The sequence below is a fragment of the Shewanella mesophila genome, assembly GCF_019457515.1.
In the GTDB taxonomy this organism is placed as follows: Bacteria; Pseudomonadota; Gammaproteobacteria; order Enterobacterales; family Shewanellaceae; genus Shewanella; species Shewanella mesophila.
Window position 1 is genome coordinate 1639030 of the sequence record NZ_CP080421.1, and the last position, 25703, is coordinate 1664732.

18 protein-coding genes are annotated in these 25703 nt (G+C 44.0%); 11 read left to right on the forward strand and 7 right to left on the reverse strand.

Annotated elements, in window-relative coordinates:
• The 3 genes from K0I73_RS07185 to K0I73_RS07195 all read right to left on the reverse strand — a co-directional run bounded on the left by K0I73_RS07185 (position 1) and on the right by K0I73_RS07195 (position 8310).
• Positions 1–585: a hypothetical protein gene (locus tag K0I73_RS07185; protein WP_220063802.1), complete on the reverse strand. Its 585-nt coding sequence runs from the start codon at positions 583–585 to the stop codon at positions 1–3.
• A 137-nt stretch (positions 586–722) separates the two neighbouring features.
• Entirely contained in the window at positions 723–5009 is a 4287-nt protein-coding gene (locus tag K0I73_RS07190) for an EAL domain-containing protein (protein WP_220063803.1), read from the reverse strand.
• Positions 5010–5520: 511 nt separating this feature from the next.
• Positions 5521–8310, reverse strand: coding sequence for an insulinase family protein (locus K0I73_RS07195; RefSeq protein WP_220063804.1), 2790 nt, complete (start codon positions 8308–8310; stop codon positions 5521–5523).
• Between the two features lie 214 nt (positions 8311–8524).
• Here K0I73_RS07195 and sixA point away from each other — a divergent pair, with 214 nt between their 5' ends.
• Positions 8525–8995, forward strand: a complete 471-nt coding sequence (sixA, locus tag K0I73_RS07200) for a phosphohistidine phosphatase SixA (RefSeq protein ID WP_220063805.1) — start codon at positions 8525–8527, stop codon at positions 8993–8995.
• Between the two features lie 62 nt (positions 8996–9057).
• On the opposite strand, the gene smrB is transcribed toward sixA, so the two are convergent.
• Positions 9058–9585, reverse strand: a complete 528-nt coding sequence (gene smrB, locus K0I73_RS07205) for an endonuclease SmrB (protein WP_220063806.1) — start codon at positions 9583–9585, stop codon at positions 9058–9060.
• 79 nt (positions 9586–9664) lie between these two features.
• Between smrB and prmB the strand changes: the two genes are divergently transcribed.
• The 6 genes from prmB to K0I73_RS07235 all read left to right on the forward strand — a co-directional run bounded on the left by prmB (position 9665) and on the right by K0I73_RS07235 (position 15108).
• A complete protein-coding gene (gene prmB / locus K0I73_RS07210; protein WP_220063807.1) occupies positions 9665–10609 on the forward strand; it encodes a 50S ribosomal protein L3 N(5)-glutamine methyltransferase in 945 nt (314 codons plus the stop codon).
• 112 nt (positions 10610–10721) lie between these two features.
• The gene (aroC, locus tag K0I73_RS07215; RefSeq protein WP_220064298.1) at positions 10722–11816 is read left to right on the forward strand and encodes a chorismate synthase; all 1095 of its coding nucleotides are present in this window, start codon (positions 10722–10724) and stop codon (positions 11814–11816) included.
• Between the two features lie 85 nt (positions 11817–11901).
• Positions 11902–13077 carry an MFS transporter gene (locus K0I73_RS07220; RefSeq protein WP_220063808.1) on the forward strand — a complete coding sequence of 392 codons (1176 nt, stop codon included), beginning with the start codon at positions 11902–11904 and terminating at the stop codon, positions 13075–13077.
• A 47-nt stretch (positions 13078–13124) separates the two neighbouring features.
• Complete coding sequence (locus tag K0I73_RS07225) at positions 13125–14255, forward strand: ATP-NAD kinase family protein (protein ID WP_220063809.1); 1131 nt, start codon at positions 13125–13127, stop codon at positions 14253–14255.
• A 38-nt stretch (positions 14256–14293) separates the two neighbouring features.
• Positions 14294–14575 (forward strand): YfcL family protein, encoded by a 282-nt coding sequence (locus K0I73_RS07230; protein WP_220063810.1) that lies wholly within the window; start codon positions 14294–14296, stop codon positions 14573–14575.
• Between the two features lie 2 nt (positions 14576–14577).
• Complete coding sequence (locus K0I73_RS07235; RefSeq protein WP_220063811.1) at positions 14578–15108, forward strand: RNA methyltransferase; 531 nt, start codon at positions 14578–14580, stop codon at positions 15106–15108.
• A gap of 128 nt (positions 15109–15236) precedes the next feature.
• On the opposite strand, the gene mnmC1 is transcribed toward K0I73_RS07235, so the two are convergent.
• The gene (mnmC1, locus tag K0I73_RS07240; RefSeq protein ID WP_220063812.1) at positions 15237–17246 is read right to left on the reverse strand and encodes an FAD-dependent 5-carboxymethylaminomethyl-2-thiouridine(34) oxidoreductase MnmC1; all 2010 of its coding nucleotides are present in this window, start codon (positions 17244–17246) and stop codon (positions 15237–15239) included.
• Positions 17247–17349: 103 nt separating this feature from the next.
• Here mnmC1 and fabB point away from each other — a divergent pair, with 103 nt between their 5' ends.
• Positions 17350–18561: a beta-ketoacyl-ACP synthase I gene (fabB, locus tag K0I73_RS07245; RefSeq protein WP_220063813.1), complete on the forward strand. Its 1212-nt coding sequence runs from the start codon at positions 17350–17352 to the stop codon at positions 18559–18561.
• A gap of 80 nt (positions 18562–18641) precedes the next feature.
• On the opposite strand, the gene K0I73_RS07250 is transcribed toward fabB, so the two are convergent.
• Positions 18642–19379, reverse strand: a complete 738-nt coding sequence (locus K0I73_RS07250) for a YciK family oxidoreductase (RefSeq protein ID WP_220063814.1) — start codon at positions 19377–19379, stop codon at positions 18642–18644.
• 260 nt (positions 19380–19639) lie between these two features.
• Between K0I73_RS07250 and K0I73_RS07255 the strand changes: the two genes are divergently transcribed.
• The 3 genes from K0I73_RS07255 (at position 19640) to K0I73_RS07265 (ending at position 24456) form a co-directional block, all read left to right on the forward strand.
• On the forward strand, positions 19640–22132 hold the full coding sequence (locus tag K0I73_RS07255) for a VolA/Pla-1 family phospholipase (RefSeq protein WP_220063815.1): 2493 nt from the start codon (positions 19640–19642) through the stop codon (positions 22130–22132).
• A 134-nt stretch (positions 22133–22266) separates the two neighbouring features.
• Positions 22267–23289, forward strand: coding sequence for a protease SohB (sohB, locus tag K0I73_RS07260; RefSeq protein WP_220063816.1), 1023 nt, complete (start codon positions 22267–22269; stop codon positions 23287–23289).
• Between the two features lie 156 nt (positions 23290–23445).
• Entirely contained in the window at positions 23446–24456 is a 1011-nt protein-coding gene (locus K0I73_RS07265) for a helix-turn-helix domain-containing protein (protein ID WP_258405316.1), read from the forward strand.
• A gap of 31 nt (positions 24457–24487) precedes the next feature.
• On the opposite strand, the gene K0I73_RS07270 is transcribed toward K0I73_RS07265, so the two are convergent.
• Entirely contained in the window at positions 24488–25669 is a 1182-nt protein-coding gene (locus K0I73_RS07270) for an SO2930 family diheme c-type cytochrome (protein WP_220063817.1), read from the reverse strand.
• Between the last annotated feature and the right edge of the window lie 34 nt (positions 25670–25703).

Sequence of the window (25703 nt, forward strand, 5' to 3'; positions counted from 1 at the left end):
TTAAGCTACAGCTGTGTTGATGAATTTGATGTGCGGTGAGCCAGCTACTTGAGTTTGTGAAAACTTGATGTGCGGTGAGCCAGCTACTTGAGTTTGTGAAAACTTGATGTGCGGTGAGCCAGCTACTTGAGTTTGTGAAAACTTGATGTGCGGTGAGCCAGCTACTTGAGTTTGTGAAAACTTGATGTGCGGTGAGCCAGCTACTTGAGTTTGTGAAAACTTGATGTGCGGTGAGCCAGCTACTTGAGTTTGTGAAAACTTGATGTGCGGTGAGCCAGCTACTTGAGTTTGTGAAAACTTGATGTGTGGAGAGCCAGCTACTTGAGTTTGTGAAAACTTGATGTGTGGAGAGCCAGCTACTTGAGTTTGTGAAAACTTGATGTGTGGAGAGCCAGCTACTTGAGTTTGTGAAAACTTGATGTGTGGAGAGCCAGCTACTTGAGTTTGTGAAAACTTGATGTGTGGAGAGCCAGCTACTTGAGTTTGTGAGAACTTGATATGTGGTGAGCCAGTAAGTGAAATTGTGTCAAAATTTGAAGAGCAAGTAAGGGCAAAAGCGATGGCAGTAACTAGTCCGTTAATCATTGTCGTATTCTCTCAGAGTTAGTGATTTTATTATTGCCAACAATTTGTTGACGTCTGAAAGAACTATTGCAGGTGTTATGCCATCTTTTGTTTTTCTTTTCTTAAAAGTTGTTAAACAGTTAGTTTTTACTGTGTTATTACTTTCTATTTTGCGCCATATGTATAGCGTGTGGCGTGATTGCATCGCGCCTTAACAAGTCGGAGAAATCACTTTCACACACGGCTTTGCTGAATATAAACCCTTGAATTTCCTCGCATTTAAGCGCTTTTAATATGCTAAGCTGAGAAGCATCTTCAACCCCTTCGCCTACGACGGACAAGCCCATGTTGTGGGCGATGGTAATAATAGAGTCGACCATTTTCAGATCGCGATCTGATTTATCAATATCGTCCACAAAGGCCTTATCTATTTTTAAGGTATCGATTGGGAAGCGTTTTAAATAGGAAAGCGATGAGTAACCTGTGCCGAAATCATCCAATGCCAGGCTCACTCCCATCTTTGAAAGCTGCATCATCACCTTAATGGCCTTTTCTGGCTGCTTTATGACGGTGCCTTCGGTAATTTCAAGCTCTAAATTGGCTGCGGGTAGTTGGGTGAGTCGTAAAATTGACTCTATTCGTTGTTGAAGATCGGGTAAAGCGAACTGCTGTGATGACAAATTGACGGCAACTCGGCCATTAAACATTTCTTGGCGGCGCCAATTTTGCGCCGCAAAGCAGGCTTTACGCAAAACAACTTCACCAATTTCAACGATAAGGCCATTCTCTTCTGCCAGTGGGATAAAGTCGGATGGTGGAATCAAACCATGGATAGGATGGTTTAATCGAACCAAGGCTTCCATCCCCGCCATTTTACCCGACTTGAGATCAATCTTAGGCTGATAATAGACCTCAAATAGATCATCTCTCAACCCTTCACGGATAAGGTTCTCTACTTCTAACTGACGAATGGCGTTACGGTTAAGCGACTCTGAGTAGAATTGATAACGATTTCCCCCCGCCGATTTTGCGTGGTACATAGCAATATCGGCTTTGCGCAATAGTGCCTGTTCGTTCTGATCGTCCTCTGGATAGAGCACAATCCCAATGCTGACGCCAACGACTACTTTGTCTTTTGTTAATTCAAATGGATTCGTAAAGGCGTCAACGACATTATTTGCTATAACTGCACTTGAACCTATATCTGGATTGTTATCAACCAATATGGCGAACTCATCGCCACCGAGACGATAGATACTGGTGTGGTAGGGGACTGTCGACTCGATTCGTCGTGCGACCTTTATCAGCAGCTCATCTCCCACTTGATGTCCAAGTGAATCGTTAATCTTTTTGAAGTTATCAAGATCGAGCACCATAAGTGTGTGGTGGGTGTCTTTTTTTACTAGGTTACCAAGGGTAACCATAAGGCTAGAACGATTGGGTAGGTTAGTGAGTAGATCATTGTTGGTCAGTTTTCTTAGTTCCTCTTCTTGTTGCTTGCGTCGAGAAATATCAGAAAAAACGCCAACATAGTGAGAAAGCGATCCCTGCTCATCATAGATTGCGTCGACTGTCAGTTCCATTAAAAAGCTGGAACCATCGCCTCTTGCGGACTCCACTTCATTACTCCAGCTTCCCTGTTGTTGTAAAATATTCCGGATCTGCTGTGAATAGCTCTCAGGGTATAGATCGAACTGGAAACGTTCTCCGATAAAGTCATTGCGACTCTTCTCACAAAGATCGCAGCAAGCTTCGTTGACCTCAACGAAATTAAACTGGTTATCTAAGATAAACATCCCTTCGGAGATATTTTCGATTGCACGCTCAAACAGCCTAAGTTGCTCCTCAGCTTGTTTAAAATTGCTAATATTTTTAATGGTACCTGTCATACGCAGGGCTTTATCGTGCTCATCACGTTCGACAATCTTGGCCCTATCTAAGATCCAAACCCATTGCTCATCTTTACCTTTTACTCGATATGCGGCTTCGAAGTGGTCGGTCTCACCGTAAAAATGTTTATTCAGTGCGTTGGTCACACGTTCTTGATCCATCGGATGAATATTACTCTCTTCCCCTTTTTCTCCTGAGCGCTGGCCATCACGAGGAAATTCGAGAGCCCCCCAAATGTTAGAGCGATAGATCTGTCCCGTTTCTATGTCCCAGTCCCACATCTCATCGCCGCTTCCCCAAAGTGATAGCTTTAAGCGTTCTTCAGACTTTGCGATTTGTCTTTGTACTTCTTGGCGGCGTAAGATTGCTTTTATAACAATAAAAGTGATTAGTAGGCTTACAGATAAATATACTAATTTTGCAGTGCTAGATAGCCACCAAGGTGGTGTTATAGTAATGCTAATGCTTTGGGTTGGTCCGACGGTATCTGTCAAAAAATCTTTAGCATATACATTGAAATTATATTTACCTGCAGACAAGTTAGTATAAGTTGCTGCATCAATGTCTTGCGCTGCTATCCAGTCGTCTGATAGCCCTTGCATTTGGTAAAAATGTTCAATAAGCCTTGAATTAGCATTAGGGCTACTAAATTTGAAAGTAAATGGATAATCTGAGTGTTTCAGTTCCAAATTTTCAGTATAAGAAATTGCATGATTTAGGTACTTACTTCCCGTTTTAACGGGTGAATTGAATATTAGTAACTTATCAATTGATGTTCTTAAGTTAGGAATTGTTTCTAAAAAACTATCGATAAGCTCTAACCTAACAAGACTTATACCATCAATACCACCAAATAACGCCGTTTCATCATTTATAGCTAATCCACTTGGTGTGTTGTATTCATATTGGCTACCATTTCTAGTCGGAAATATATAATTTTTTTTGTTTTTAATATAAACGATTTCACTAAGTGATGATGCTAAAATTGAATCACCCATTGATAAGATAGAATAAATTCCTTTTTCATTTTTAAATATTAATTTAAGGTTTCCTTCATCTTCAGAGTATTCGTATATACTATCAGCTGTTCCAAGTAAAATCTTATCTTTATGTTTAGCTATACTGTAAGTTAACATATTTGAAATTTGTTCTGTTTTATTATTTTTGATTTCAAATACGCCAGACTGCGTTGTTATAAAGAAATGTTCTTTAGATATCTTCAATAGCCCTAGAATTGGTTGTGTTACCTCAGTCACTATATTGTTATTAACATTCCCATATTCATCTATCTCAAAGATTTCCCCTGAATTTGTACCTGCCAGAATTCTATCGTTATCTCTCTGCAGATATGTTATTTTGTTTTTTAATATTTTTTTTGTTGAACGGTCAATGATATCAATTATTATTAAACCATAATCACTGCCAATAAATAATTTTTTTGACCATAGTATTGAATTCTTGAAGCCATAAATTCCACTATCAAACTCATCAACTTTGATCATTGATGAATCATATAGTTTAATTTTTTTGCTATCAGAAGAAACTAATATTTTCCCATTTGAGTCCAAACTGAAATGCCATGTGTTTTTATTGCTATCTGTAATGCTGCGTATTATATTTTCAGAGTCATTTATCGTTAATAAACCCTTGTTTACAAATCCTATGTGTGTTGCTTGGTCAGTTGTGTATATGACCGAAATGCTAGAGGTTTCAGGGAGGTTTTTTATTTTTTTTGCTGTTCTTTTTCCAAAACCATGTTCCAGATTGAATAAAACATTGCCTTTAATGCCATATGGGTTTCCATCTTTATATATTAACTTTTCAAGGTCGACGTTATTTGTTTTTTTTTCAACTCCATTTGATATTTCAAATAGTGAATCTTGAGTTAGGTATAATATTTTTTCACCAGCAGAAATAATGTCTTTAACATTCTTTGATATGATTTTTTTATTATCAAAGTTATTGTTGAATCTTATCAGGTTTCCTACGTAGTCTCTTAGGTAAATATGCTTCTCATCTCTAACTATTTGTTTTGTCTCATAAGTACCCTCTATTTTTTTTAGGATTTTTTCCGCATTCAAATCAGTGATTATTAATTCTTTTTCTGTTGCTATTATTATTTGTTCTTTTTGGCTGTAAATTTGCCAAATAGGATCGTTTGTTTTTGATGTAAAAAGGTTATCGCTGATGAATTTTTCATCTCTGGGGGAATATATTACTAATCCTTTATCCGTGCCAACCATTAGCTTTCCACCGGATGTATAGGCTAAGCTTCTTACGAATGAACTCGGTAGACCTGTTGTTTTTCCAGCAAAATATTTTTTAAAAACCTTCCCGTCAAAACGGTTGAGACCATTCAGCGTACCAATCCAAATATATCCATCATTGCCTTCTACAATTGATGTGACAGTGCTTTGTGATAATCCTTCTGGAACGCTGTATGTTTTGCTATTCAGCAAGATTGTAGGCTCAGTATTTTCATCAGCGTACGAATGGCCTGAAAAACAGGTTACTAAAAAAGATAAGATTAAAATTTTTATCAAAGAATTAGGCATAATTATTAGTTTGATTATTAGCCAATAGTGCATAGGCAACAGATGTTTAACCTACTTTTTCAGAAAGTTGAGGGTTTGTCAAAAGAACACTGAAAATAGTTAGTTGTTAATTATTTTTATTTTCATTCCATTTTGGTGGTTGTTGCTGTGTTCTGGCTGTTATTGCCGTGTTTTCACTGATTTTGGGTGTAAAGCAAGGGTTTTATCTAGTTTGATAGCTCTGGTGTTTTCGTTAACAAAATGTGTTGTTGTCGCCAATGGCTAATTAGTGGTTGCATATTGGAAGCCCCATCGAGTGTTCATGTGCTCAATAAGACCCACTAACCTAAGTTGAGTTCATAAACTTAAGATGATGAATGTCGTTGCATTATGCTTAAAACAGCTAACTAGCTATGCCTACACTTATCGATGCTAACTCATTACGAGATGAAGGCGTAGATGAGTTTCTCGAGCTTTCGAATGTAGAGTGCACAGGCGTTAGTTAGCTTGTTATCGATTGAATAGGCTATCGCTAATAGTTGAATTTCGCTGCTTGTTGTTTGAACGAGCGTAAATCAGTGATCATATTGCTAGATGATAATCTGTCTTGGCTTAGGTGCTGCTCACCAGTTGTGAACAACACTAAGCGGTCACTATGTTTGGTACGCATTTTTTTCATTATGAATTTAATTAGATCTGAACGTGTGAGCAGATTAATCTCACCTACCACTAACTCGCGTTGATTGAAGCTGTAATCTTTGTTACCAATGCTTGACCAGTAGCGCTGGCCACGAGTTTTCAAATTGGGGTCGTGTTCCATTATCTGGTTAACTAGGCCTTGTTTCGTTTGTTCCCATTGTTGATTGGTGATCTGCATAACTGCGTAGTTAAAGTCGGCAATGAATTCATCGATCGCTTCTAATAGCTGTAAGGGCCCTGTTGTGGGTGACTGAATATAGAAAATCATTCCGGGATATCGGTTTAAAGGCAGATAGCCTGTTCCGACCATATAGCCTAGTTGCCGCTTAGTTCTGAGTTCATGAAAGAAGGTCGAAGACATGGTGTGGTTTAATAGACTGAATAGGGCCATGTTCAGCGGTGACGCTTCTGATGATTGATAGTAGACGATAATACTGCTGTCTTGATGTGCGACAGGCACCTCTCGAATTAAGGTTCCTACATTATCTAGATTGATAAGTTCACGTTCAGATTCGCCGCTTGGTGACGAAACAAGCGATAGAATGTGATCGAGGCGTTTACCTAATGACTGTGCTTCTTTTGTCAGCCAGTCACCGTAGACTAAACCTTCTAGGTGAATTTTTTCATAAAAGTTACGTACATGGTTATGTAGGTCATCTAAGGTCAAGTTTTCTAGCTCTTCCGCCATTCTCAAGGGTTCGTAACTACGTTTTTGCAATGTCACCGTAAGGCTGGTGAATAGCTGCGATATCGGTTTAGCGCGACTTTGGTTGTACCAGTTACGTAGGATCTGGCGTTTTATTAACTTAAAGCGACTTTGGGTAAAGTTACGCTCTCGAGCCTTACTTATTAATAGTGAGAGCAGTGCTTCCTGCTTACCTGTAAAACCTGTGAGGTGAAGGGTAATGCCACCCTGATGGGGGTAGATATTGTAACTTAGCCCTGCTACTTCTGCTGGGTAAGTGTATTCGGTCAGATAATCTAACAGCATCTCCACATATAAACGCGTTAAAGCGGCATGGCGGGGGGTTGATGCCGCTTGGTCTGAGTCCAAGGAAAGATACATGTGTCCTTTAGGGACGTTAAATTCATCATCTTTTCGGTGCCAAATACGGTAACCCGTTTCTTGAGATACTATGGTGGGTACCTTGTGATTGCTCTTGTCTGATCTGGCAACAGAGTCTTCGATAATAAAAGGGTTGGGCTCAGGCAGTGTGAGTTCTTTACGTATCTCTGGATCAGCCCAAGCAGCTAGGCGTTTACTGTCTATCGGTTTTATTTGATAGGGTGAGTGATACCAAGCGGCCTGTTGCTCTGTCTCTAAATTAGGCGATATCAGCTGAATACGCATATTCTCTGATGTCATCAGATTTAATAGTGTCATCGCTTGGGTGGTATCTAGGCCATCCATTCGATAGTCACCGTATACTAGGTCTTCAATATCATAGTGATGCATATTAATACTGAGATGACTGGCTAGATCTAGTGGTTTGATCTGCTCTTGATATTTAAACGCCAACTTGAGAAGGTTGGCTCTTTCTTGATAGCGCCATTGTTCTAGTCCAAAATGTTTGATGAGTTTTAGATATTCAAATGTGGCTTTAATGACATCGTCTAATTGAGTTAATCCCTTATCAGTTAACTGAATGCTGATGTTGTAGTCTTTAAAGTTATATCCATTCACTCCACCACCGGCTGAAAGGTTGCTGGCTAACTCCTGATCTTTTAAATAGCTCAGTAAGCTGCCTTTCCCTTCATAACCTAATAGATGACTAATAAAGGTTAGCGGTTTGCGTTTATAGAAGTGATCGATTGCTGGCAGTGGAAATGTGATTGCAACTCGTCGCTGCTCTTTGAGCGGGACGATATTAATCTGTTGTTGCAGTTGCTCTGTTTGATAAATGGGCGTATCAGGGTATTGCTTGCGCAGATGATTATTTTTTATCCCAGCAAAATAGCTCTGTGCGAGCTGAGCAAGCTGAGCAAGCGTTAATGGGGCAACTAAACACAAGGTCATTAAATTTGCGCTGTAATGGCTTTGATAAAATTCGAGTAATTCTTGTCGTAAATCTTGTTCGCTACCCGATAATGTCTCTAGGTTTCCAACTGAAAACTTGGAAAAAGGATGCTTTTGATTGACGGTTTCTTTTTGAACCTGATAAGTGCGGCGAATATCATCTTTAAGTTTTAGACTAAATTCAGATTCAATCGCATGACGTTCTCTATCGACTAACTCTAAATCAAAGCAAGGCGCGATAAAAAACTGGCTGAAACGATCCAGTGATTCCTCAAAGACCTCGCTATCGATAGAGAAGAAAAAGTTAGTTTGCTCGGTGCCTGTCCATGCGTTATTACTGCCGCCATGTTGATTGATAAAGGCATGGTACTCGCCAGGTTTTGGGTACTTCTTGGTGCCTAAAAACAGCATGTGCTCAAGAAAGTGAGCCATACCAGGTCGCGCCACGGGATCGTCAAAATGACCAACATTAACAGCCATTGATGCTGCCGCCTGAGTGGCTTGCATATCTTCAACCAAAAGTACTCTGAGATCATTGCCAAGCTGTAAATATTGATATTGGCGATGGTCGTTCGGACTCTGAGTTATTTGCGTCGTTGTTGGCAATTGGTAGCTCCATCCAGATGCAGAAATAAGCGGGAGAAATTTTACTGACGAAAAAGCTAATTAAAACAGTAAGCCTACATATTGGGCTTGAAAATGGACTTTAGCAAATATCTTATCGTCTATTCGACTAATTATTAACTGACTTTGGGTTTGTTGCACACTCGTTTAGGGCTACAATTGCAAGGAAGAACAAAAATTCATAGCGAGAAGTAGTATGCAGCTATTTTTGATGCGACACGGTGAAGCTGGCTACAATGCACATTCTGATAGAGAACGTGTTTTGACCGAAGTAGGTCGTTACCAAACAGAGTTGATGAGTAATTGGTTAGCCCGAAGTATCACTGATTTTGACTTAGTGCTTGTCAGTCCTTATTTACGTGCGCAGCAAACATGGCAAGAAGTGAGTAGACACTTTCCTGAGCCAAGAAACTGGCTAGTGCTTGATGACTTAATCCCGTCAGCGGAGCCTACAAGGGCTGTCGATCTCCTGTTGGCTTATGTTGAGCAATATAAAGCCGATAAGGTTCTTGTCATTTCTCACATGCCGCTGCTTGGTTATATGGTTAGTGATTTGGTTGCGGGTATCGAGCCACCCTTATTCGCAACCTCTGGAATTACATTGATTGATAAGCATGGTGAAAGTGCATCGATGAGCTGGCAACATACTCCGCATACGGTAAGTTAGTCATCGCTAGCGGTAAATAACAGAAAGGACGCATCATGCGTCCTTTTTTAGTTACTAAGAGATTAGTCCCATTCAGGGCTGTCACCAATCTCAACCAGTACCAACAGTGCAGCATCGCCGCCCCATTCTTTAGGGGCTTTATGAAACGCCTTTACATGAGGGTGCTGAGCGAGCCACATCGGAATATTTTGTTTCAGTATGCCACTGCCGTGACCATGCATCACGCAGCAACAAGCACTATGTTGTTTAATACATGCTTGGATTAAGGCGGCAAGTTCGAGTTTAGCCTCGCTTTGCCGCATGCCATGCAGATCCAATAACAAATCAGGTTGGTAATCACCACGACGAAGCCGCTTCACCTCGAAGCTATCGACATCTTCCCTTGACCAGCGCATCGCGCCCTCTAGAGGCAGGTGAGGCTGATAGGTATCGGAAAAATAACTATCGGCATGAAGTTGTGTGGTTTTAACTTCAAGTTCACGTTTCTGTTTTTTGGGGGCATTAAAGTGACGCTTATCTTGTGTCAGCGGCTTTATGCCCTGGGTTAGCGCAGAAAAAAGCGCCAGCCCTTCATCTTTTTCTTTATTCATGGCGCTATTTTAGTGAATCCGATGCCATATGAATAGAGTTCAGTTACAATGAGGCGGAACTATCTAGCTGGAGCAAGTTTTGGATAAGATTTTTGTTGATGAAGCCGTGACCGAATTACGTACGATCGGCGATATGTTACGTTGGGCTGTAAGTCGTTTTAACGATGCGAATGTTTACTATGGACATGGCACCGACAACGCCTGGGATGAAGCTATTGCCCTAGTATTTCACGCTCTGCATCTGCCTGAAGAGATTGGCCAGCAGGTGATACATGCAAATCTTACGAGCAGTGAGAAGCATAAAATCGTTGAGTTAATCATTCGTCGTGTTCGTGAGCGCTTGCCTGTGCCTTATCTTACTAATAAAGCTTATTTTGCGGGTCTTGAGTTTTACGTTGATGAACGTGTGTTGGTGCCTCGTTCACCAATTGCCGAGATGATCGCTAATCGTTTCAGCCCTTGGTTATACAACAAGCCTGTCAACCGTATCTTAGATCTTTGTACTGGTAGTGGTTGCATCGCAATTGCATGTGCTTATGAATTTGAAAATGCTGAGGTTGACGCACTTGACCTTAGTACTGATGCGTTAGACGTTGCCCAGATCAATATCGAGACACTCGGGGTGATGGATAGAGTCTTCCCGATTGAATCCGACTTGTTCAGTGCTATCCCTAAAGCGCCGCAGTACGACCTCATTGTGTCAAATCCACCTTATGTTGATGCAGAAGATATCGGCGATATGCCTGATGAATATCACCATGAGCCAGAGCTCGGTTTAGCCTCTGGTCGTGATGGCCTAGATCTGACCAAACGGATTCTCGCCAATGCGGTCGATTACCTTACAGAAGATGGCCTGTTAGTGGTTGAGGTGGGCAATTCGATGGTGCATCTGATCGAACAATTCCCCGAGGTGCCGTTTACTTGGGTGAGCTTTGAAAATGGTGGTGACGGTGTGTTTGTATTAACTCGCGATCAGCTAGTTGAAAATGAATCACTTTTCGCCATCTATAAAGATAGTGAATAATAGAGCTGACTCCCTATCGCTTACGAATGAGTAAGCTGATTTAGGAATATATACCAGATAGAAATTGAGCTATGCTCGAAAGCGACTACTAATAACGAGGTGAATGAAGCAGATGTCGGGAAACAGTATTGGTCAAAATTTTGTGGTTACCACATTTGGCGAAAGCCATGGCAAAGCATTAGGCTGTATAATTGACGGTTGTCCTCCGGGGCTTGAGCTGTCAGAAGCCGATATGCAAGATGATCTTGACCGTCGTCGTCCTGGAACCTCTCGTTATACCACAGCAAGACGTGAAGCAGATGAAGTGCAAATTCTATCTGGTGTTTTTGAAGGTAAAACAACAGGCACATCAATTGGTTTAGTGATTCAAAATACCGATCAGCGTAGCCAAGATTACTCCAATATTAAAGATCAGTTCAGACCGGGACATGCCGATTACACTTACCAGCAAAAGTATGGTCTGCGTGATTACCGTGGTGGCGGTCGTTCATCTGCTCGTGAAACTGCGATGCGTGTTGCGGCGGGAGCGGTAGCTAAAAAATATTTAAAACAGGTACATGGCATCCAAATCAACGGTTATCTTTCTGAGCTGGGCCCTATTGTCGCAGAGAAGGTCGATTTGACTCAGGTTGAGCAAAATGCGTTCTTTTTTCCCGATGTCGATAAGCTCGATGTGCTTGATGAATATATGCGTGATTTGAAAAAAAGCGGTGATTCTATTGGCGCTAAAGTTTCAGTCGTCGCAACCAATGTTCCCGTTGGTCTGGGTGAACCGGTATTTGATCGACTCGATGCCGACATCGCCCATGCATTAATGGGGATCAACGCGGTTAAAGGCGTTGAGATCGGTGATGGCTTCGAGGTGGTTAACCAAAAAGGCTCTGAGCACAGAGATTTAATGTCTCCAGAAGGTTTTGCGTCCAACCATGCTGGTGGCATTTTAGGTGGGATCTCTTCTGGTCAGCCGATAGTTGCCCACATAGCAATGAAACCTACATCGAGTATTAGCGTACCTGGCGAAAGCATGACAGTGCAGGGCGATGTGTCAGAGGTAGTAACAAAAGGACGTCATGATCCATGCGTGGGCATTCGAGCTGTGCCCATTGCTGAGGCTATGCTCGCCATCGTGTTGATGGATCATCTGTTAAGGCATAGAGCACAAAATAGCGATGTACACAGTATTACCCCAGTTATCGGAATGCGATAACTGCAAATGACAACAATAAGAGGGCACATTTCAGTGCCTTCTTTCGTTCAACTTAATGTGATTTTAAGAGACTAAGCCGTACATCATGCCTAATGCAGATTCGCCACATCAACTCGGTTGGATTAGCGCTTGCTATTTCTTCTTCTTTGCCATTCTCGGTGTTTTAGTCCCCTATTTAGGCGTATTTTTCGAGCATCGTGGTTTTGATGCACAAGAGATAGGTTTTCTACTGGCAATTTTAATGGCGACGCGGATTATTGCGCCAAATATCTGGGCGATGGTCGCCGACAAAACTGGGATGCGGGGTCAGCTGGTCAAGTTTGGTGCCGCGTGTTCAGCGGTGGCATTTTTAAGTTTTTTCTATCACGGCGGATTTCTCTATCTTGCTATTAGCCTGAGTATCTATACCTTTTTCTGGAATGCGATATTGGCACAGTTAGAGGTGATCACCTTAGAAAGCCTCGGCGATAATACCGAGGGCTATGGTCGCATCAGAAGTTTTGGCAGTCTAGGGTATCTTGTTTTTGTGGTTGCTGTGGGTTTCGGGATTAGTCAGTTTGGCACCGAAATCTTGCCCTATGTTGGTTTAACCCTGTTTCTTGGCCTGCTCGCTTGTTCACTTTCTTTGCCCAATACACGCGTCGTTGTCGACCGAACAATAACCACCGAACCACTCAAAATCGACAAAGGGATCTTTTGGTTTTTGGTCTCAGCCCTATTGCTGCAAATGAGCGCCGGCCCTTTCTATGGATTTTTCGTACTCTATCTTAAGCAAGTAGGTTATAGCGAATCTGCAGCGGGTGTTTTTGTTGCATTAGGAGTGCTAGCCGAGATTGTGATGTTTATGTATGCTCCGCGGCTGATGGGGCGTTATGGCGTTAAAACTTTGTTGATAGTGAGTATTGGCTTTACCGCTGTGCGTTGGCTATTAATGGCGTTTGGTGCCCAATATCTTGTTTTACTCAGTATTAGCCAACTACTGCACGCTTTTACTTTTGGTTTAGTACATGCCGCATCGATTCAGTTTGTCCACCAACGATTTGATATTCGCCATCGAAGTAAAGGTCAGGCCTTATACGCGAGTCTAAGTTTTGGGGTTGGTGGTGCGCTTGGCACTTGGTTATGTGGATATATTTGGGGCGATGGTTCTAGTGCTTGGCTGAGCTGGGCGGTTGCGGGGGCATGTGCTGGTTTATCTATGATAGCGGTAATATTGATCCCTAAGCGTCAGCCAGCGACGGAAAAAGCGCTAAGCCACTAGGCCACAAGTCACTCAGCATTAGTTAGCTAAAGAGATAAGGAACAGCAGTGAAAAGTAGATTTCGTTTGGGTCTCATCATTAACCCGCTTGCGGGCCTTGGTGGCAGCGTCGGTCTCAAAGGCAGTGACGGTGTTGCCAGCGAAGCCCTGGCTCGCGGCGCTGAGCCTAAGTCTCATTTACGCATGGCGCAAGCATTAGAGGTTATCTTACCTTATAAAGATAAGGTTGAGATCTTTACGGCATCTGGTGCCATGGGGGAAGAGTTAGCCAAGCAGATGGGTTTTTCTACTCAAGTTGTTTATCAAGCGGGCCACGAAACCGTTGCACAAGATACAAGCAATGCTGCCAAAGCCTTGCAAGAGATCGGCTTAGACTTACTCCTGTTTGCTGGTGGTGATGGGACGGCTCGGGATCTGTTTGCGGTTGTAGATGAGTCTCTGCCCGTGCTTGGCGTGCCTGCTGGGGTTAAAATTCATTCCGGTGTTTATGGCATCACGCCCCATGCCTCTGGCATGGTGATTAAGCTTCTGCTCGATGGCGAGCTCGTTAGTCTGATGTCAGCCGATGTGATGGATATCGATGAAGCCGCGTTTCGCCAAGGAACAGTTAGAGCGCGTCGGTTTGGTGAAATGTTGGTGCCAGCAGAGCCTCGCTATATCCAGGCGGTAAAAATGGGTGGAAAAGAGGTCGATGAGTTAGTGTTAAGTGATATTGCTGCCGAAGCGATTGAACAGATGGAAGATGAACTCTGTATCATGGGCTCGGGCAGTACAGTCGCCGCTGTAATGGCTGAACTGGGTTTAGACAACACGCTTTTAGGCATCGATCTTATAGAACAACAAGCATTGACTGCCAGGGATCTTAGTGCATCAGAGCTGCTCGAACTCACCCAAAACCGCGCATGTAAACTGGTTATTACTCTGATTGGCGGCCAAGGGCATATTCTTGGGCGAGGCAACCAGCAGCTATCACCAGCGCTCATTCGTCATGTGGGGAAAGAAAATATTATCATCTTAGCCACAAAAACTAAGCTAAAAGCACTTGAAGGACGGCCATTAATTGTAGATAGTGGCGACCCAGAACTCGACAGCGAACTCTGTGGCTATTATAAAGTCATTACGGGTTACCATGACTATGTGATGTATCAGGTTGCAAACCCTGATCTTATGGCATCATAAGTTAATTTGGACAAAGCATTTTATAGATTGGAGAGACCATGTTAGAGCAGTACGAACAAGCATTAGATGAGTGGATTGCAACAAAAGTAGAGCAGGGAGATGATGATCAACTTTTTGCTAGCGGTTATTTGCAAGGCCATTTTGCCGTCGTGTTGTCGCAACTGGAAGTTGAAGATGAGCAAGGTTGTGAGGCTCTAGCCGATAGGATGCAACTGTGCCTCGCGACGGCTAAAACAGAGCTAGCGCCAGCTGACTTTGTGTTAGTACAAGAAGCATGGGATGAGTTAATTGAGAAAATTAACGCTTTGGTTGCAGCTTAACGATGAGCGATGCGTCTTTAGTTAAGATTGGTTTACTGAATCCCAAGAGCCCTACAAATGTTGGCGGTGTGATGCGCGCCGCGGGTTGCTATCAGGCCGATGAAGTGCGCTATACTGGCAAGCGTTACGCGTTAGCGGCAAAAAATCGCGGTGAGCAATACAATACCGATACTAAACGAGCAAGCTTGAATATTCCCTTGGTTGCCGTTGATAGCTTGCTAGATGGGCTAGATGATGACACTCAGGTGATTTGCGTCGACCTTGTCGAAGGGGCGATCCCGCTGCCGCAGTTTCATCATCCCCAAAAAGCGATATACCTGTTTGGACCAGAAGATGGCACTTTAGATCAGGCGCTGATTGATAGCGCCGATGCCGTTGTCTATGTGCCTACCGTAGGTTGTATGAATTTGGCCTCTTCGGTGAATGTGTTGCTTTACGATAGGCTTGCAAAAGGTGAGCATTTGGGCAGTGATGAGTTGATCAGGCAAAGCCGTGATACCAATAATCGCGTTAGAGTAAAGTCGTCCAGATAAGCTTCTGTTGTTTTTAAATAACTGCTTTTATCAAAATGCCAGCACTGACGCTGGCATTTTGATTTCATTTAGACGCTGCTAGCACTGGCAACCTGCGCATTATTAAGGTTAACAAAGAGTGACTCTTGCTAAAGCAATGCTTTGCCTTTGATCAGTTTTCGCATCCACATTCGATTAGGATTGAGCAAACTCAGTACATCCATGGTACTGGGTATCAACTCGCCGCACATTTGCGCTGCCAATATCTCAGCGGCTAACGGCCCAGACGTCAAACCTCTTGAGCCCAAACCACCCAGAACAAATAGTCCATCATGTACTGGCGCCTTGGTGGTTTGCCAATAGTTAGCACTCTCTTTGCTGGGCTGCTGGGACTGATAAATCTTGGTTATCGCATCGAAATCTGGGGCGCAGCCCATCATTGGTGCATGATCTCGGGTGACCATGCGTACACCGACTCTGGCGCTATGGCCAGTAATGTCGACATCACGGGGCCAGTCAGTTTGATAACTTGTGCGGATCTTATTGAGGTTTTCAAATTGCTCAGTCGCACTATAGTCAAGGTTGATTGGATCTTTAATGTAACTCGCGCCAGTACAATGCAGGCCATCTTGCTGTGGGGTTAAATAACCATGGGAGCAGAGCACTGTCTTAAGGTGTGTTAATTCACCACGACTAGGAATATGGCTGACTTGACCTCGAAAGCCGCTGATTGGAAGCTGGGCCGTTTGGCTAAAGTCAGTAAGATGTCGCCCATTGGCTAACACGACACAGGCAAAAGGTCCAAATTTCTGAGTCTGTAATCCGTGATCGGCGGTCAGAAACCACTGGCCATCGATTTGCTCTAGATCTGTGATGTTGGTTTTATAGTGTTGTTCTAATTGGCTTAAACTGGCAGCTTTTGCTATCGCTGCGGCGGTAAACTCCTGCGGGCATACCCAGCCTCCGAGTGGGTAGTAGATCCCAGAAAGGCCGATGTCGACTCCCGCCAACGTCGATGCTTCACTTGCACTCACCGATTGGGCAATATTATTTGCCCAAGGCTGAGAGGAGATGATCTTATGCAGTCGTTTCGTACTGCGTTCATCATGCCCCGTTTGCAGCACACCGCAGAAATCATGACTGATCTGATATCCCTGTTTAACCAAAGTGTTAATTCGTTGACGACTGAAAAGGTATCCCTGCAGAAAGAAATGGCTAAGTGTGCCATGTTCAGGTGTGAGCAGTGGGTAAATAGCCCCCTGTTTATTTCCCGATGCTTGTTGTCCTGGTGCTTCATCCATACAAAATAGGCTTACTGCGTGCCCGCGCTCAGCCAAAGACAAGGCTAAACAGGCACTGGCAACGCCGCCGCCAATGATCGCAGTCTCGCCAGGGTTTGCTTTATGCAATGGGTTGTAGTTAAACGATTGCTGATGCTGCTGGCGTAGCGCGCTGCGCTCCGTTTTAGCGAGATCAATATCCGTTTTATCTGGCGAACTGATAAGCTTCAGTGCTTGGTTGTACCTGTGATAAACGCGAAAACCGCATTGACTTGCTTGTGTTAGTAAAGGCGTTGGTAGCGCGAAATCAACAGGTTCATTGACATCAGTGAGTAATAGCAAGTCAGCGTCACTGTTTGATAGCCTGGCCATCTGCCAAAGGTTCTGGCGATTTAACGGCTCGACAGAAGGCTGCGAGCAGATGAGCCAGCGCATTATTTTATATTCACTGCCGCTGCTGATGTTTTTCAGTTGTTTAGTTAGCTCGCCGATATGAATCACCAATGACAAGGCACCATCGTAGGCAATAACCGAGTGACAGCCATCGACCTTGCTATTACCTATCTGATCTAGCTGCGCTGCAAGTTCAGTCAAGTCACCTAGCGCGTTGGCTATGTGAACTAACTCTTTACTGCGGCTAATAAATACATGAATGCAAGTTGCTTGGGCTAGCTGTTTCTTGCTCGCGCTATGGGCAACGGCAGATATAACAGGTGCCATATCTTGTCCCAGTAGTGCCAAAGTCGCCGCTTCAGGAGTCAGTGAATTAGGCGATAAATCACTAAAAATAGCGTCAATATCACTTTTGTTTACACTAATTTGTGCTTTTTTTTCACGTTCTTTAGCCAATGAATTTACTCTCACGATGTAATTAGGCATTATTTTACCTGCCTTTATGGAAAGCTGACCACTTAATTGCTGTAAAAGCGCTACTATTGGCCCAGCAAAATTGGTACTAGACGTACGGAATGGATAGTAAATAATGAAAAGAGTCGTGATCACCGGACTTGGCATAGTTTCAAGTATTGGTAATAACAAGCAAGAAGTCACCGAGTCACTTAAGGCTGGACGTAGTGGTATTACCCACTCAGATCAGTTTGAAGAAATGAAGCTTCGTAGCCATGTTTGGGGCGACATTAAGTTGGACCCTAAAGAGCATATCGATCGTAAAGCATTGCGCTTTATGGGAGATGCAGCTGCTTATGCATACATAGCTATGGAGCAAGCCATCGCCGATGCGGGTTTGACTGAAGAACAGTATTCTAATCATCGCGTTGGTATTATCGCCGGTACGGGTGGCGCATCATCTGCCAACCAAGTTCAAGCCGCTGATATCTTGCGTGAGAAGGGCGTTAAGCGCGTTGGCCCCTATATCGTGCCTCGTATTATGTCGAGTACAGCAAGTGCTTGTCTTGCAACCCCTTTTAAGATTAAAGGCATGAACTACTCAATTAGTTCGGCTTGTGCAACGAGCGCGCACTGTATTGGCCACGCTGTTGAGCTTATCCAGATGGGCAAACAGGATATGGTCTTTGCTGGTGGTGCTGAAGAGGTCGATTGGACTCTGACGATGGGCTTTGATGCCATGGGTGCATTGTCGACAAAATACAATGATGAGCCAACTAAGGCGTCACGTACCTATGATGCAGACCGTGATGGTTTCGTCATCTCTGGTGGCGGTGGGATCGTGGTTGTTGAAGAGCTAGAACATGCTTTAGCTCGTGGCGCTAAGATCTATGCTGAAGTTGTCGGTTATGGTGCATCGTCAGATGGTTACGATATGGTTGCTCCATCTGGTGAAGGCGCTGTACGTTGTATGCAGATGGCACTTGCCGACGTGGATACACCTATCGATTACATCAACACCCACGGTACATCGACCCCAGTTGGCGATATGCGTGAACTTGAAGCCTTAGCTGAAACATTTGGCGACAAGCTTCCTCCAATCGCATCAACCAAATCGTTAACGGGTCATGCATTGGGTGCGGCTGGTGTTCATGAGGCTATTTATAGTTTGATCATGATGGAAAACAGCTTTATTGCGCCAAGCATCAACATTGATAATGTCGATGAAAAAGCCGTAGGCATGCCTATTGTTACCGAATATCGTGATGCAGAGCTAAATACCATTATGAGTAACAGTTTTGGTTTTGGCGGCACAAACGCTACGTTAGTGATGCGCAAATATAAGTAACTTCAGTTTTGAGGTTATTAAAAAAGGGAAGCTCATGCTTCCCTTTTTTGTTTAGTGTCAATAACGTACTCTATGAGCGATTATTGTGCGTTCAGCTGCTGACCCGTGATCTCTTTTGAATCATCACCCATTAAGTACAAGTAGGTTGGCATAATCTCTTCAGGGGTTTTTAGTGTCTGTGGATTTTCAGCCGGATATGCATTGGCGCGCATCTTGGTTCGGGTTGCGCCCGGATTAATACTGTTAGCGCGCAGATTAGTACCTTGATATTCATGAGCGATTGATTGCATCATGCCTTCTGTCGCAAATTTGGATATAGCGTATTCGCCCCAGAACGCACGACCTTGTCGACCAACACCGCTAGAAGTGAAGATGAGTGATGCTAAAGGTGCTTTTTTCAATACAGGTAATAGTGCTTTAGTCATCATGATCTCTGCAATCAGGTTTACCTGCATTACCTCTTTAACTGAGTCCATAGAGATATGCTCAAATGGTCCAAGCACTCCAAGTAGACTGGCGTTATGCAATAAACCATCGAGATGACCAAATTGTTGCTCAATTGTCTCCGCCATATCGATATAGTTTTGTTCGGTGGCACCTTTGAGATCAAGAGGGACGATGGCTGGAGTGGGATATCCCGCTTGTTCTATCTCGTCATAAACGGCTTCCAATTTTTTTACCGTCTTACCTAACAGAATAACCGTTGCACCATGTTCGGCATATGCCAGTGCAGCGGCGCGTCCAATGCCATCACCTGCACCAGTAACCAGAATCGTTTTATCTTTTAGTAAATCTTTTGCTGCCTGATATTCCAACATGAGTCAAATTTTCCCGTTCGCGGAATTGCCCGCTATTTCTGTGATTTATTCAAGCCTGAAACGCCTGTTTAAAACAAATGATTAATTAACGACCATTTATCTAGCCTGTAAGTGTGACAAAAATGTAGCTAACTCAATAATTTTACGTTAACTTGAGCAGAGCTAGGGACTTACAAAGTCCTATTGGTCACGCAAGGAAGACTATTGTGACCAATTTTTGGGGAAAACAAAATTATTACAACAAGATTTGGGGAAAAAAGATGAAAAGACTCTTTTTGGGTGTCGCAATTGCATCCGCATTGGGAATGGCAGGTTGTAGCGAAGACAGTGTTGATGAACTCGTTGATAAGACCGAACCGCTGATCCCTCAATCACATATGGTGTTCGATCCTGCAAAAGGAAAGGTGCCATTACCCAACGACCTATTGTTTAGCGGTACGCTCGATGGCACCATTAATATTCCTGAAAGCAAAGACCCTGATGCTCCAAGCGAGGCGAAAGGTGATTACACTGATCCCACAATCGCGCTAGGGGCGTTGGATGGTTGGTCTACTACATCCCCAATTTCTATCACAGTTGAACCTGCAACCGATCACGATGGCAATAAGTTATCACTCGCTGCTGCATCCGTGTATCAACCGGGTGCAGTGCGTATGTTTGAAGCCACTGTCGGTGGCCCATTATCGAGTGATCCAGAGTGTAAGGCCGCAGCTTCAGTTTCTGCATGTAAAGTGGGCGATGAACTTCAGTTTGGTGTTGATTTTGTCTCTAAAGCATCGGGCAACACGATTGCGATTGTGCCACTTAAACCGCTAAAAGCGGGTCAATCTTATATTTACGCGACCACAAGCCTTATCCAAGATTCTGAAGGGCGTGCAATTGCTCCCTCTTCTAGTTATGGTTTGTTAAAATTAGATATTGAGACCAAGCCATTAGAAACCCCTGATCAACTAATGCTACAAACCTTAGTTAATAGTTATGAAAAAGGTATGGCGGCAGCTCACGGTGTTGATAGTGCAACGATCAGCTATGCAGGTCTATTTACCACTCAGGCTATCAGCGATGTCTATGAAACGACTAAGCTGCTAATGCTACAAGAAGGCTCTCCATTTGCTCCTTCGATGACAGTCCCCATGCCACATCCATTAGGTTTTACCGTGGCCCAGGCTGCGGGTTTGACGGAAGCCGATGGCCTTGCTTATGTCGTATCGAGCCTTGCCGATGTTTATGTCGCACAGCTGACGTTGCCGACATATGGACAGTGTAATTCTGTCACATGTAGCAGTATCGATGGCTATTGGAAAGCATTAGGCGATAGTCCTGTTTCAGTGTTGTTAGCACTTCAGAATGGCACCATGAGTCAGCAAACTTACGGTGCGCAAGCTATGGGATATGGTATCGACCCCGCAGCAGGTATCGCAAACCCGGCATTACTCGCCGGTAAAACCTGGTTATTGGATGATGGTAGCGCGGCAGATAAAGCGAAACATCTGACTAAGTTTAATCCGATCCCAGCACCAACGGGGAGTGAAACTGTTCAAGTACTCATCTCTATGCCAAATGCAGAGAGATTAGCCGCTTTTTATAGCGCACAAGGTTTACCCTTTACTGCTCCTGCTGCAGGTTGGCCGACAACCATTGCTATGCATGGTTTAGGTGGTGGCAAAGAGATGTCTTTAGCCTATGCGGGAAGCTATGCCGCAATGGGCGTAGCCACTGTCGCTATCGACATGCCGCTTCACGGGGCACGTTCATTTGATGCTGATGGCGATGGTACCTATGAAGTGTCGGCGACAGATCCGTCATATGGCGCCGTCGTCGGGACGCCAGATGCATTTACAAAAGGAAGTCCACTTGTCTTTATCAACATCGGTAGTACCTTGTCGGTCAGAGATAACTTTAGACAAGCGACTGTCGATCATTTAGGTCTTCGTGCGGCACTGACCAGATTAGCGGGTGACCTAGCCGCTGCGCAGATGCCACAGATGTTCGACATTACTAAAATTAGCGCGCAAGGCTTGAGTCTTGGGGCGATAGTCGGTACTGACTTTGCCACCTATGCCAGCACAGGTTTAACGCACCCAGAAAATGGTGCCGATTTAAGCTATGTACATAAGCTCAATGCGGTATCGCTCGTGGCGCCAGCGGGTGGTGTAGCTGGTACCTTTATCGGTTCAGCGACTTTTGGTCCAGTACTGTTTAACAATGTTACTGCCACTGATACGTTCCAAGCTTTAGTGGATGAAGCCAATAAGAGCACAAACTATGAACCAGGTTCGCCTGAATATGCAGCGCTTGTTCAGGCGGTATATGCACAGTTCCTACCGACGTTTGCGTTTGCAGTACAAACAGCGGTGGATGGCATGGATCCCATTAACCACGCCGCAGCGTTAAAAGCGACGGGCTTGCCTGTTCACTTAATTGAAGTCGCAGGTGATGGTAGCAACTTACCGGATCAAGTATTACCCAATAGCGTTGAGAACTTCCCTGTTTCAGGTACAGAGCCGTTAATCGCAAATCTTGGTCTTGAGTGTGTCGATACGACAACTGCTGGCTCGGGTGCGGTGCGCTTTAGTAAGGGTCATCATAGCTCAATCGTGAGCCCAAGTGAGATCCCTGGTGTTACCGATGGCAAAGCGGCCGCTGCCACCGTTGAGATGCAACAACAGGTAGCGGCATTTGCATTAACTGCGGGCAAAGAGCAGGCGAATATTCTGGTTCAAGATAAGTCTGTGATCCTTCCTTGCCAATAATATTTATCTGTTAGTGATTAAAAGCCCAGCGATTGCTGGGTTTTTTTATTGCTGCGTTTGTTATTCAAAGCAGTGCTGATAGAATAGCCGCTAATTATTTATACATATTAGATCGGCTTAAAACGGAGCTTATTTTGGAATTTTTGTACGAGTACGGATTGTTTCTGGCTAAAGCGGTAACCATAGTGGTCGCGATTGCGGCTGTAGTCATCATTGTTTTGGCTTCTGCTGTAAAACAAAAGGCCGATAAGGGCGAGCTTAGGCTGACTAATTTGTCTGAAGATCTTAAATCACTTAAGCATGATTTAAAGGAAGAGTTACTGTCAAAGAAGCAGTTTAAAGCTTATGAGAAAGCCCTAAAAGCAGAAGAGAAAGCCAAAGAGAAGGCCCAAGATGGATCAGCGTCTGTACCTCGGGTGTTTGTGGTTGATTTTAAGGGGAGTATCGATGCTGGTGAAGTGGCATCTCTTCGTGAAGAGATCAGCGCCATTTTAGCGATAGCTGAGGACGGCGATGAGGTGATTGTTAACGTTGAGAGCGGCGGTGGCATGGTGCATGGCTATGGTTTGGCATCGAGCCAGCTTGATCGCTTAAGAAGCGCTGACATTCCTCTGACCATCTGTGTCGATAAGGTTGCTGCCAGCGGTGGATATATGATGGCGTGTGTGGCTAATAAAATTTACGCCGCGCCTTTCGCGATTGTTGGTTCTATTGGTGTAGTCGCCCAAATTCCTAACTTTAATCGTTTGCTAAAAAAGCATGATATCGATTATGAGCAGCATACTGCGGGCGATTTTAAACGTACTCTAACTGTGTTTGGGGAAAACACTGATGAAGGGCGTGAAAAGTTTCAGCAGGAGCTAGAAGAGACTCATGTGCTGTTTAAAGCCTTCATCGCTAAATATCGTCCAGAACTCGATATAGCTAAGGTCGCTACTGGTGAGCATTGGTATGGCCAACAAGCGTTAGAGCTGGGATTGATCGATGGCTTATCGACCAGCGACGATATTGTCATGAACCTTGCTAAAGATAAAACTGTGATAAAAGTACGTTACCAGCTAAAGAAAAAGTTAGCCGATAAAATTGCCCACGGTGCCTCTCTTTGTATCAATGCCATTTTTAATCGTATGGCTGAGAAGAACCAACCTATGAGCTAGTGAATTTATCTAGCGATTTCAGATAAACCCAATTAAAAACCCACATCGTGTGGGTTTTTGATTATTAACAGATCATTATTTAGCAAAGGGTTTCATTCCTTCCATAAATCTTATACAAAATTAGTACCTAACATCACTTTTTGACGCCTTTCTATCATGAGTCTTCGAAGCTATATCCCGACATTAATGGTGGGCGACCAATCTTATCCTGCCTACGAGTTGGGCAATATTCTTACTTTTATCGAGATAAATCATGGTATTGAACAACAATCGAAATTATGTGCGGAAATTGGCATCGGTGTAAATGAGCTTAAACTGGTGCAGTTTGTATCGGTTTGGCAGGTAGATTATGCCATGGGGTTCCTGTCTAAGTTAGACTCGGACCCAGAGCTTGGGGCAAAACTGGGCGCCACGTATCGTCTTCAAGATCTCGACTTTCTGTTAGGTCATTTGTCAAAGTGTGGCACTTTGGGGGATTGCTTAGATTTTGTGGTTAGCAGTCCAGCATTAGTCGGCAGTGTGTCCGATACCTTAGTGACAAATACGGAGCGATACCTTCATCTACGTTGGCTCAATACAGGAAAAATAGTGGGTCACCATTTTGGATTGCAGTTTCAAAACAGTGTTTGCTCTATGCTTGCATTGGCGAGACAGCTAACGTCACAGCCTATTAAGCTTGAAAACGTATCTTTGGTAGAAACAGAGTCAGACAGTGTTTTTCTGCAGAGCTTTACGCAAGCTAAGATAAGCTATGAAAGTGAATTTTATGAATGGTCTATAGACAGAAACCTATTATCACTTCCCATTACATTTGATTTTAAGCAGCTCTCTTTTGCTCAAAACGACAATCAAGCAAACTCTTTCATTGAGCTAGTACTAAATGAGATCAGAAGCCGCTTTCCTCATCCACCTAAACTCGAACAGATGGCACAATGCCAGCAGATATCATCTAGAACCTTTAGGCGGCGCTTAGCCTGCGCAGGAACCAGTTATCAAAGATTGGTTGACCAAGTGCGTTGTCAAACCGCTATAGCGCTAATTGTCGCAGGGGAAAAAAGTGTCGTTGAAATCTCGGAAGTCATGGGATTTAGTGATGTTAGCCATTTTAGACAGAGTTTCAAACATTGGTTAGGCTACCCTCCGGGTTACTTTATTCGCCAGTTATGAGTGGTGCTTATCCCTCAATGGGCGCAACAACTCATTGCTGACATGTGCCTAGCGTCGGAGATAAGGAATCTATCCACTGACGAATAACCTCCATGGCCTCCACATGGACTAAGGTACGTCCAATTGGGGGCATTCTATCTTTGGCGCTGTTTAGCTCTTGTCGATACAGCACAATAGAGTGCTCGGCGTCACCTGGAATAATGTCATAGGAGAGTCCTTTTTCGCCGCCATCCCACCCGGGAGGCTGTTTACAAATGCCATATTGATAACTGGTGTGATCCACATGAAATCCGAGCCTTAATCCTGAAATACTGGCAAACCCTTCGGCTCTATGACAGTGCGCACAATTGATATCTAGATATCCTTTCGCACGATTGATAAGTGATGTACTGGTATCGGTTATCGCTGAAGCGGAGGGGAGTAACGCAATATCCCCTAAGCCAGTTAGCCAATTCTGCTGTTGCCAATAGGTGAGTTGGTTGGTGAGCGTGCCAGCAATTTGGATATCATGATTGAGTAGCTGAGATTTAAGTCCTATGGGGTTGATGTGGCTGCGCCCATCGATTGTTCGTTGATGACACAGCTTGCACTCGGCTCTGCTGGGTACATGATAGTTAAAGGTTAGCTGTTCGCCTTGACGATTAAGCGTATGACTAACATCGGCGCCAGCGGATGCCAGCTTGGCTTCTCCTTGGTGCCAAAAATAGGGCAGTGCAGTCCAACCCGATTCTCTGTGGATAAGGAGGCGGGTTTCGATGATGGTTTCATGCTCACGGCCGCTAAGCGTGGTATCCAACGGAAGGGCAAACGTTTTACTCAGGACAGTTCCAACGGGGAGTTCAAAGGTATCGCTCGGATTAAATGTTATCTTGGCGCCGTCAGGCAGGAAAACAAATCGATATTTATTGGCGTAATTACTAAATAGTTGTGTTGATAGCTGATAGAGAAACCCACCTTGGCGTGGGTTCTGAGTCGGATCATTTTGGTTGCTAAACAAGCCATATTGCGCAAGTAGTGGACAGTCTTCAGTCATTAAGGCATCCCAGTTGATCTGGGTATCATCACCAATACAAAGGCTGTCGGGCGTCTCTGGTGTTGTTACTGGCACGCTGGTGCTTGGATTATTGTTAGGCTGATTATCATCACCGCCGCAAGCACTAAGGAGAGCACATTGAAAAAGTGTGGCGATGATAAGTAGTAATTTGGTGTCCATAACGGCTCTTTACTGAGGATGTGAGTAAAAAGAA

Excerpts from the sequence above, each read along its gene's own strand:
- K0I73_RS07255 (WP_220063815.1), top strand. The coding sequence starts at position 19,640 with ATGAAAAGACTCTTTTTGGGTGTCGCAATTGCATCCGCATTGGGAATG.
- K0I73_RS07270 (WP_220063817.1), bottom strand. The coding sequence starts at position 25,669 with ATGGACACCAAATTACTACTTATCATCGCCACACTTTTTCAATGTGCT.
- K0I73_RS07265 (WP_258405316.1), top strand. The coding sequence starts at position 23,446 with ATGAGTCTTCGAAGCTATATCCCGACATTAATGGTGGGCGACCAATCT.
- fabB (WP_220063813.1), top strand. The coding sequence starts at position 17,350 with ATGAAAAGAGTCGTGATCACCGGACTTGGCATAGTTTCAAGTATTGGT.
- K0I73_RS07190 (WP_220063803.1), bottom strand. The coding sequence starts at position 5,009 with ATGCCTAATTCTTTGATAAAAATTTTAATCTTATCTTTTTTAGTAACC.
- K0I73_RS07220 (WP_220063808.1), top strand. The coding sequence starts at position 11,902 with ATGCCTAATGCAGATTCGCCACATCAACTCGGTTGGATTAGCGCTTGC.
- K0I73_RS07185 (WP_220063802.1), bottom strand. The coding sequence starts at position 585 with ATGATTAACGGACTAGTTACTGCCATCGCTTTTGCCCTTACTTGCTCT.
- aroC (WP_220064298.1), top strand. The coding sequence starts at position 10,722 with ATGTCGGGAAACAGTATTGGTCAAAATTTTGTGGTTACCACATTTGGC.
- K0I73_RS07235 (WP_220063811.1), top strand. The coding sequence starts at position 14,578 with ATGAGCGATGCGTCTTTAGTTAAGATTGGTTTACTGAATCCCAAGAGC.
- sixA (WP_220063805.1), top strand. The coding sequence starts at position 8,525 with ATGCAGCTATTTTTGATGCGACACGGTGAAGCTGGCTACAATGCACAT.
- smrB (WP_220063806.1), bottom strand. The coding sequence starts at position 9,585 with ATGAATAAAGAAAAAGATGAAGGGCTGGCGCTTTTTTCTGCGCTAACC.
- K0I73_RS07250 (WP_220063814.1), bottom strand. The coding sequence starts at position 19,379 with ATGTTGGAATATCAGGCAGCAAAAGATTTACTAAAAGATAAAACGATT.
- K0I73_RS07230 (WP_220063810.1), top strand. The coding sequence starts at position 14,294 with ATGTTAGAGCAGTACGAACAAGCATTAGATGAGTGGATTGCAACAAAA.
- mnmC1 (WP_220063812.1), bottom strand. The coding sequence starts at position 17,246 with ATGCCTAATTACATCGTGAGAGTAAATTCATTGGCTAAAGAACGTGAA.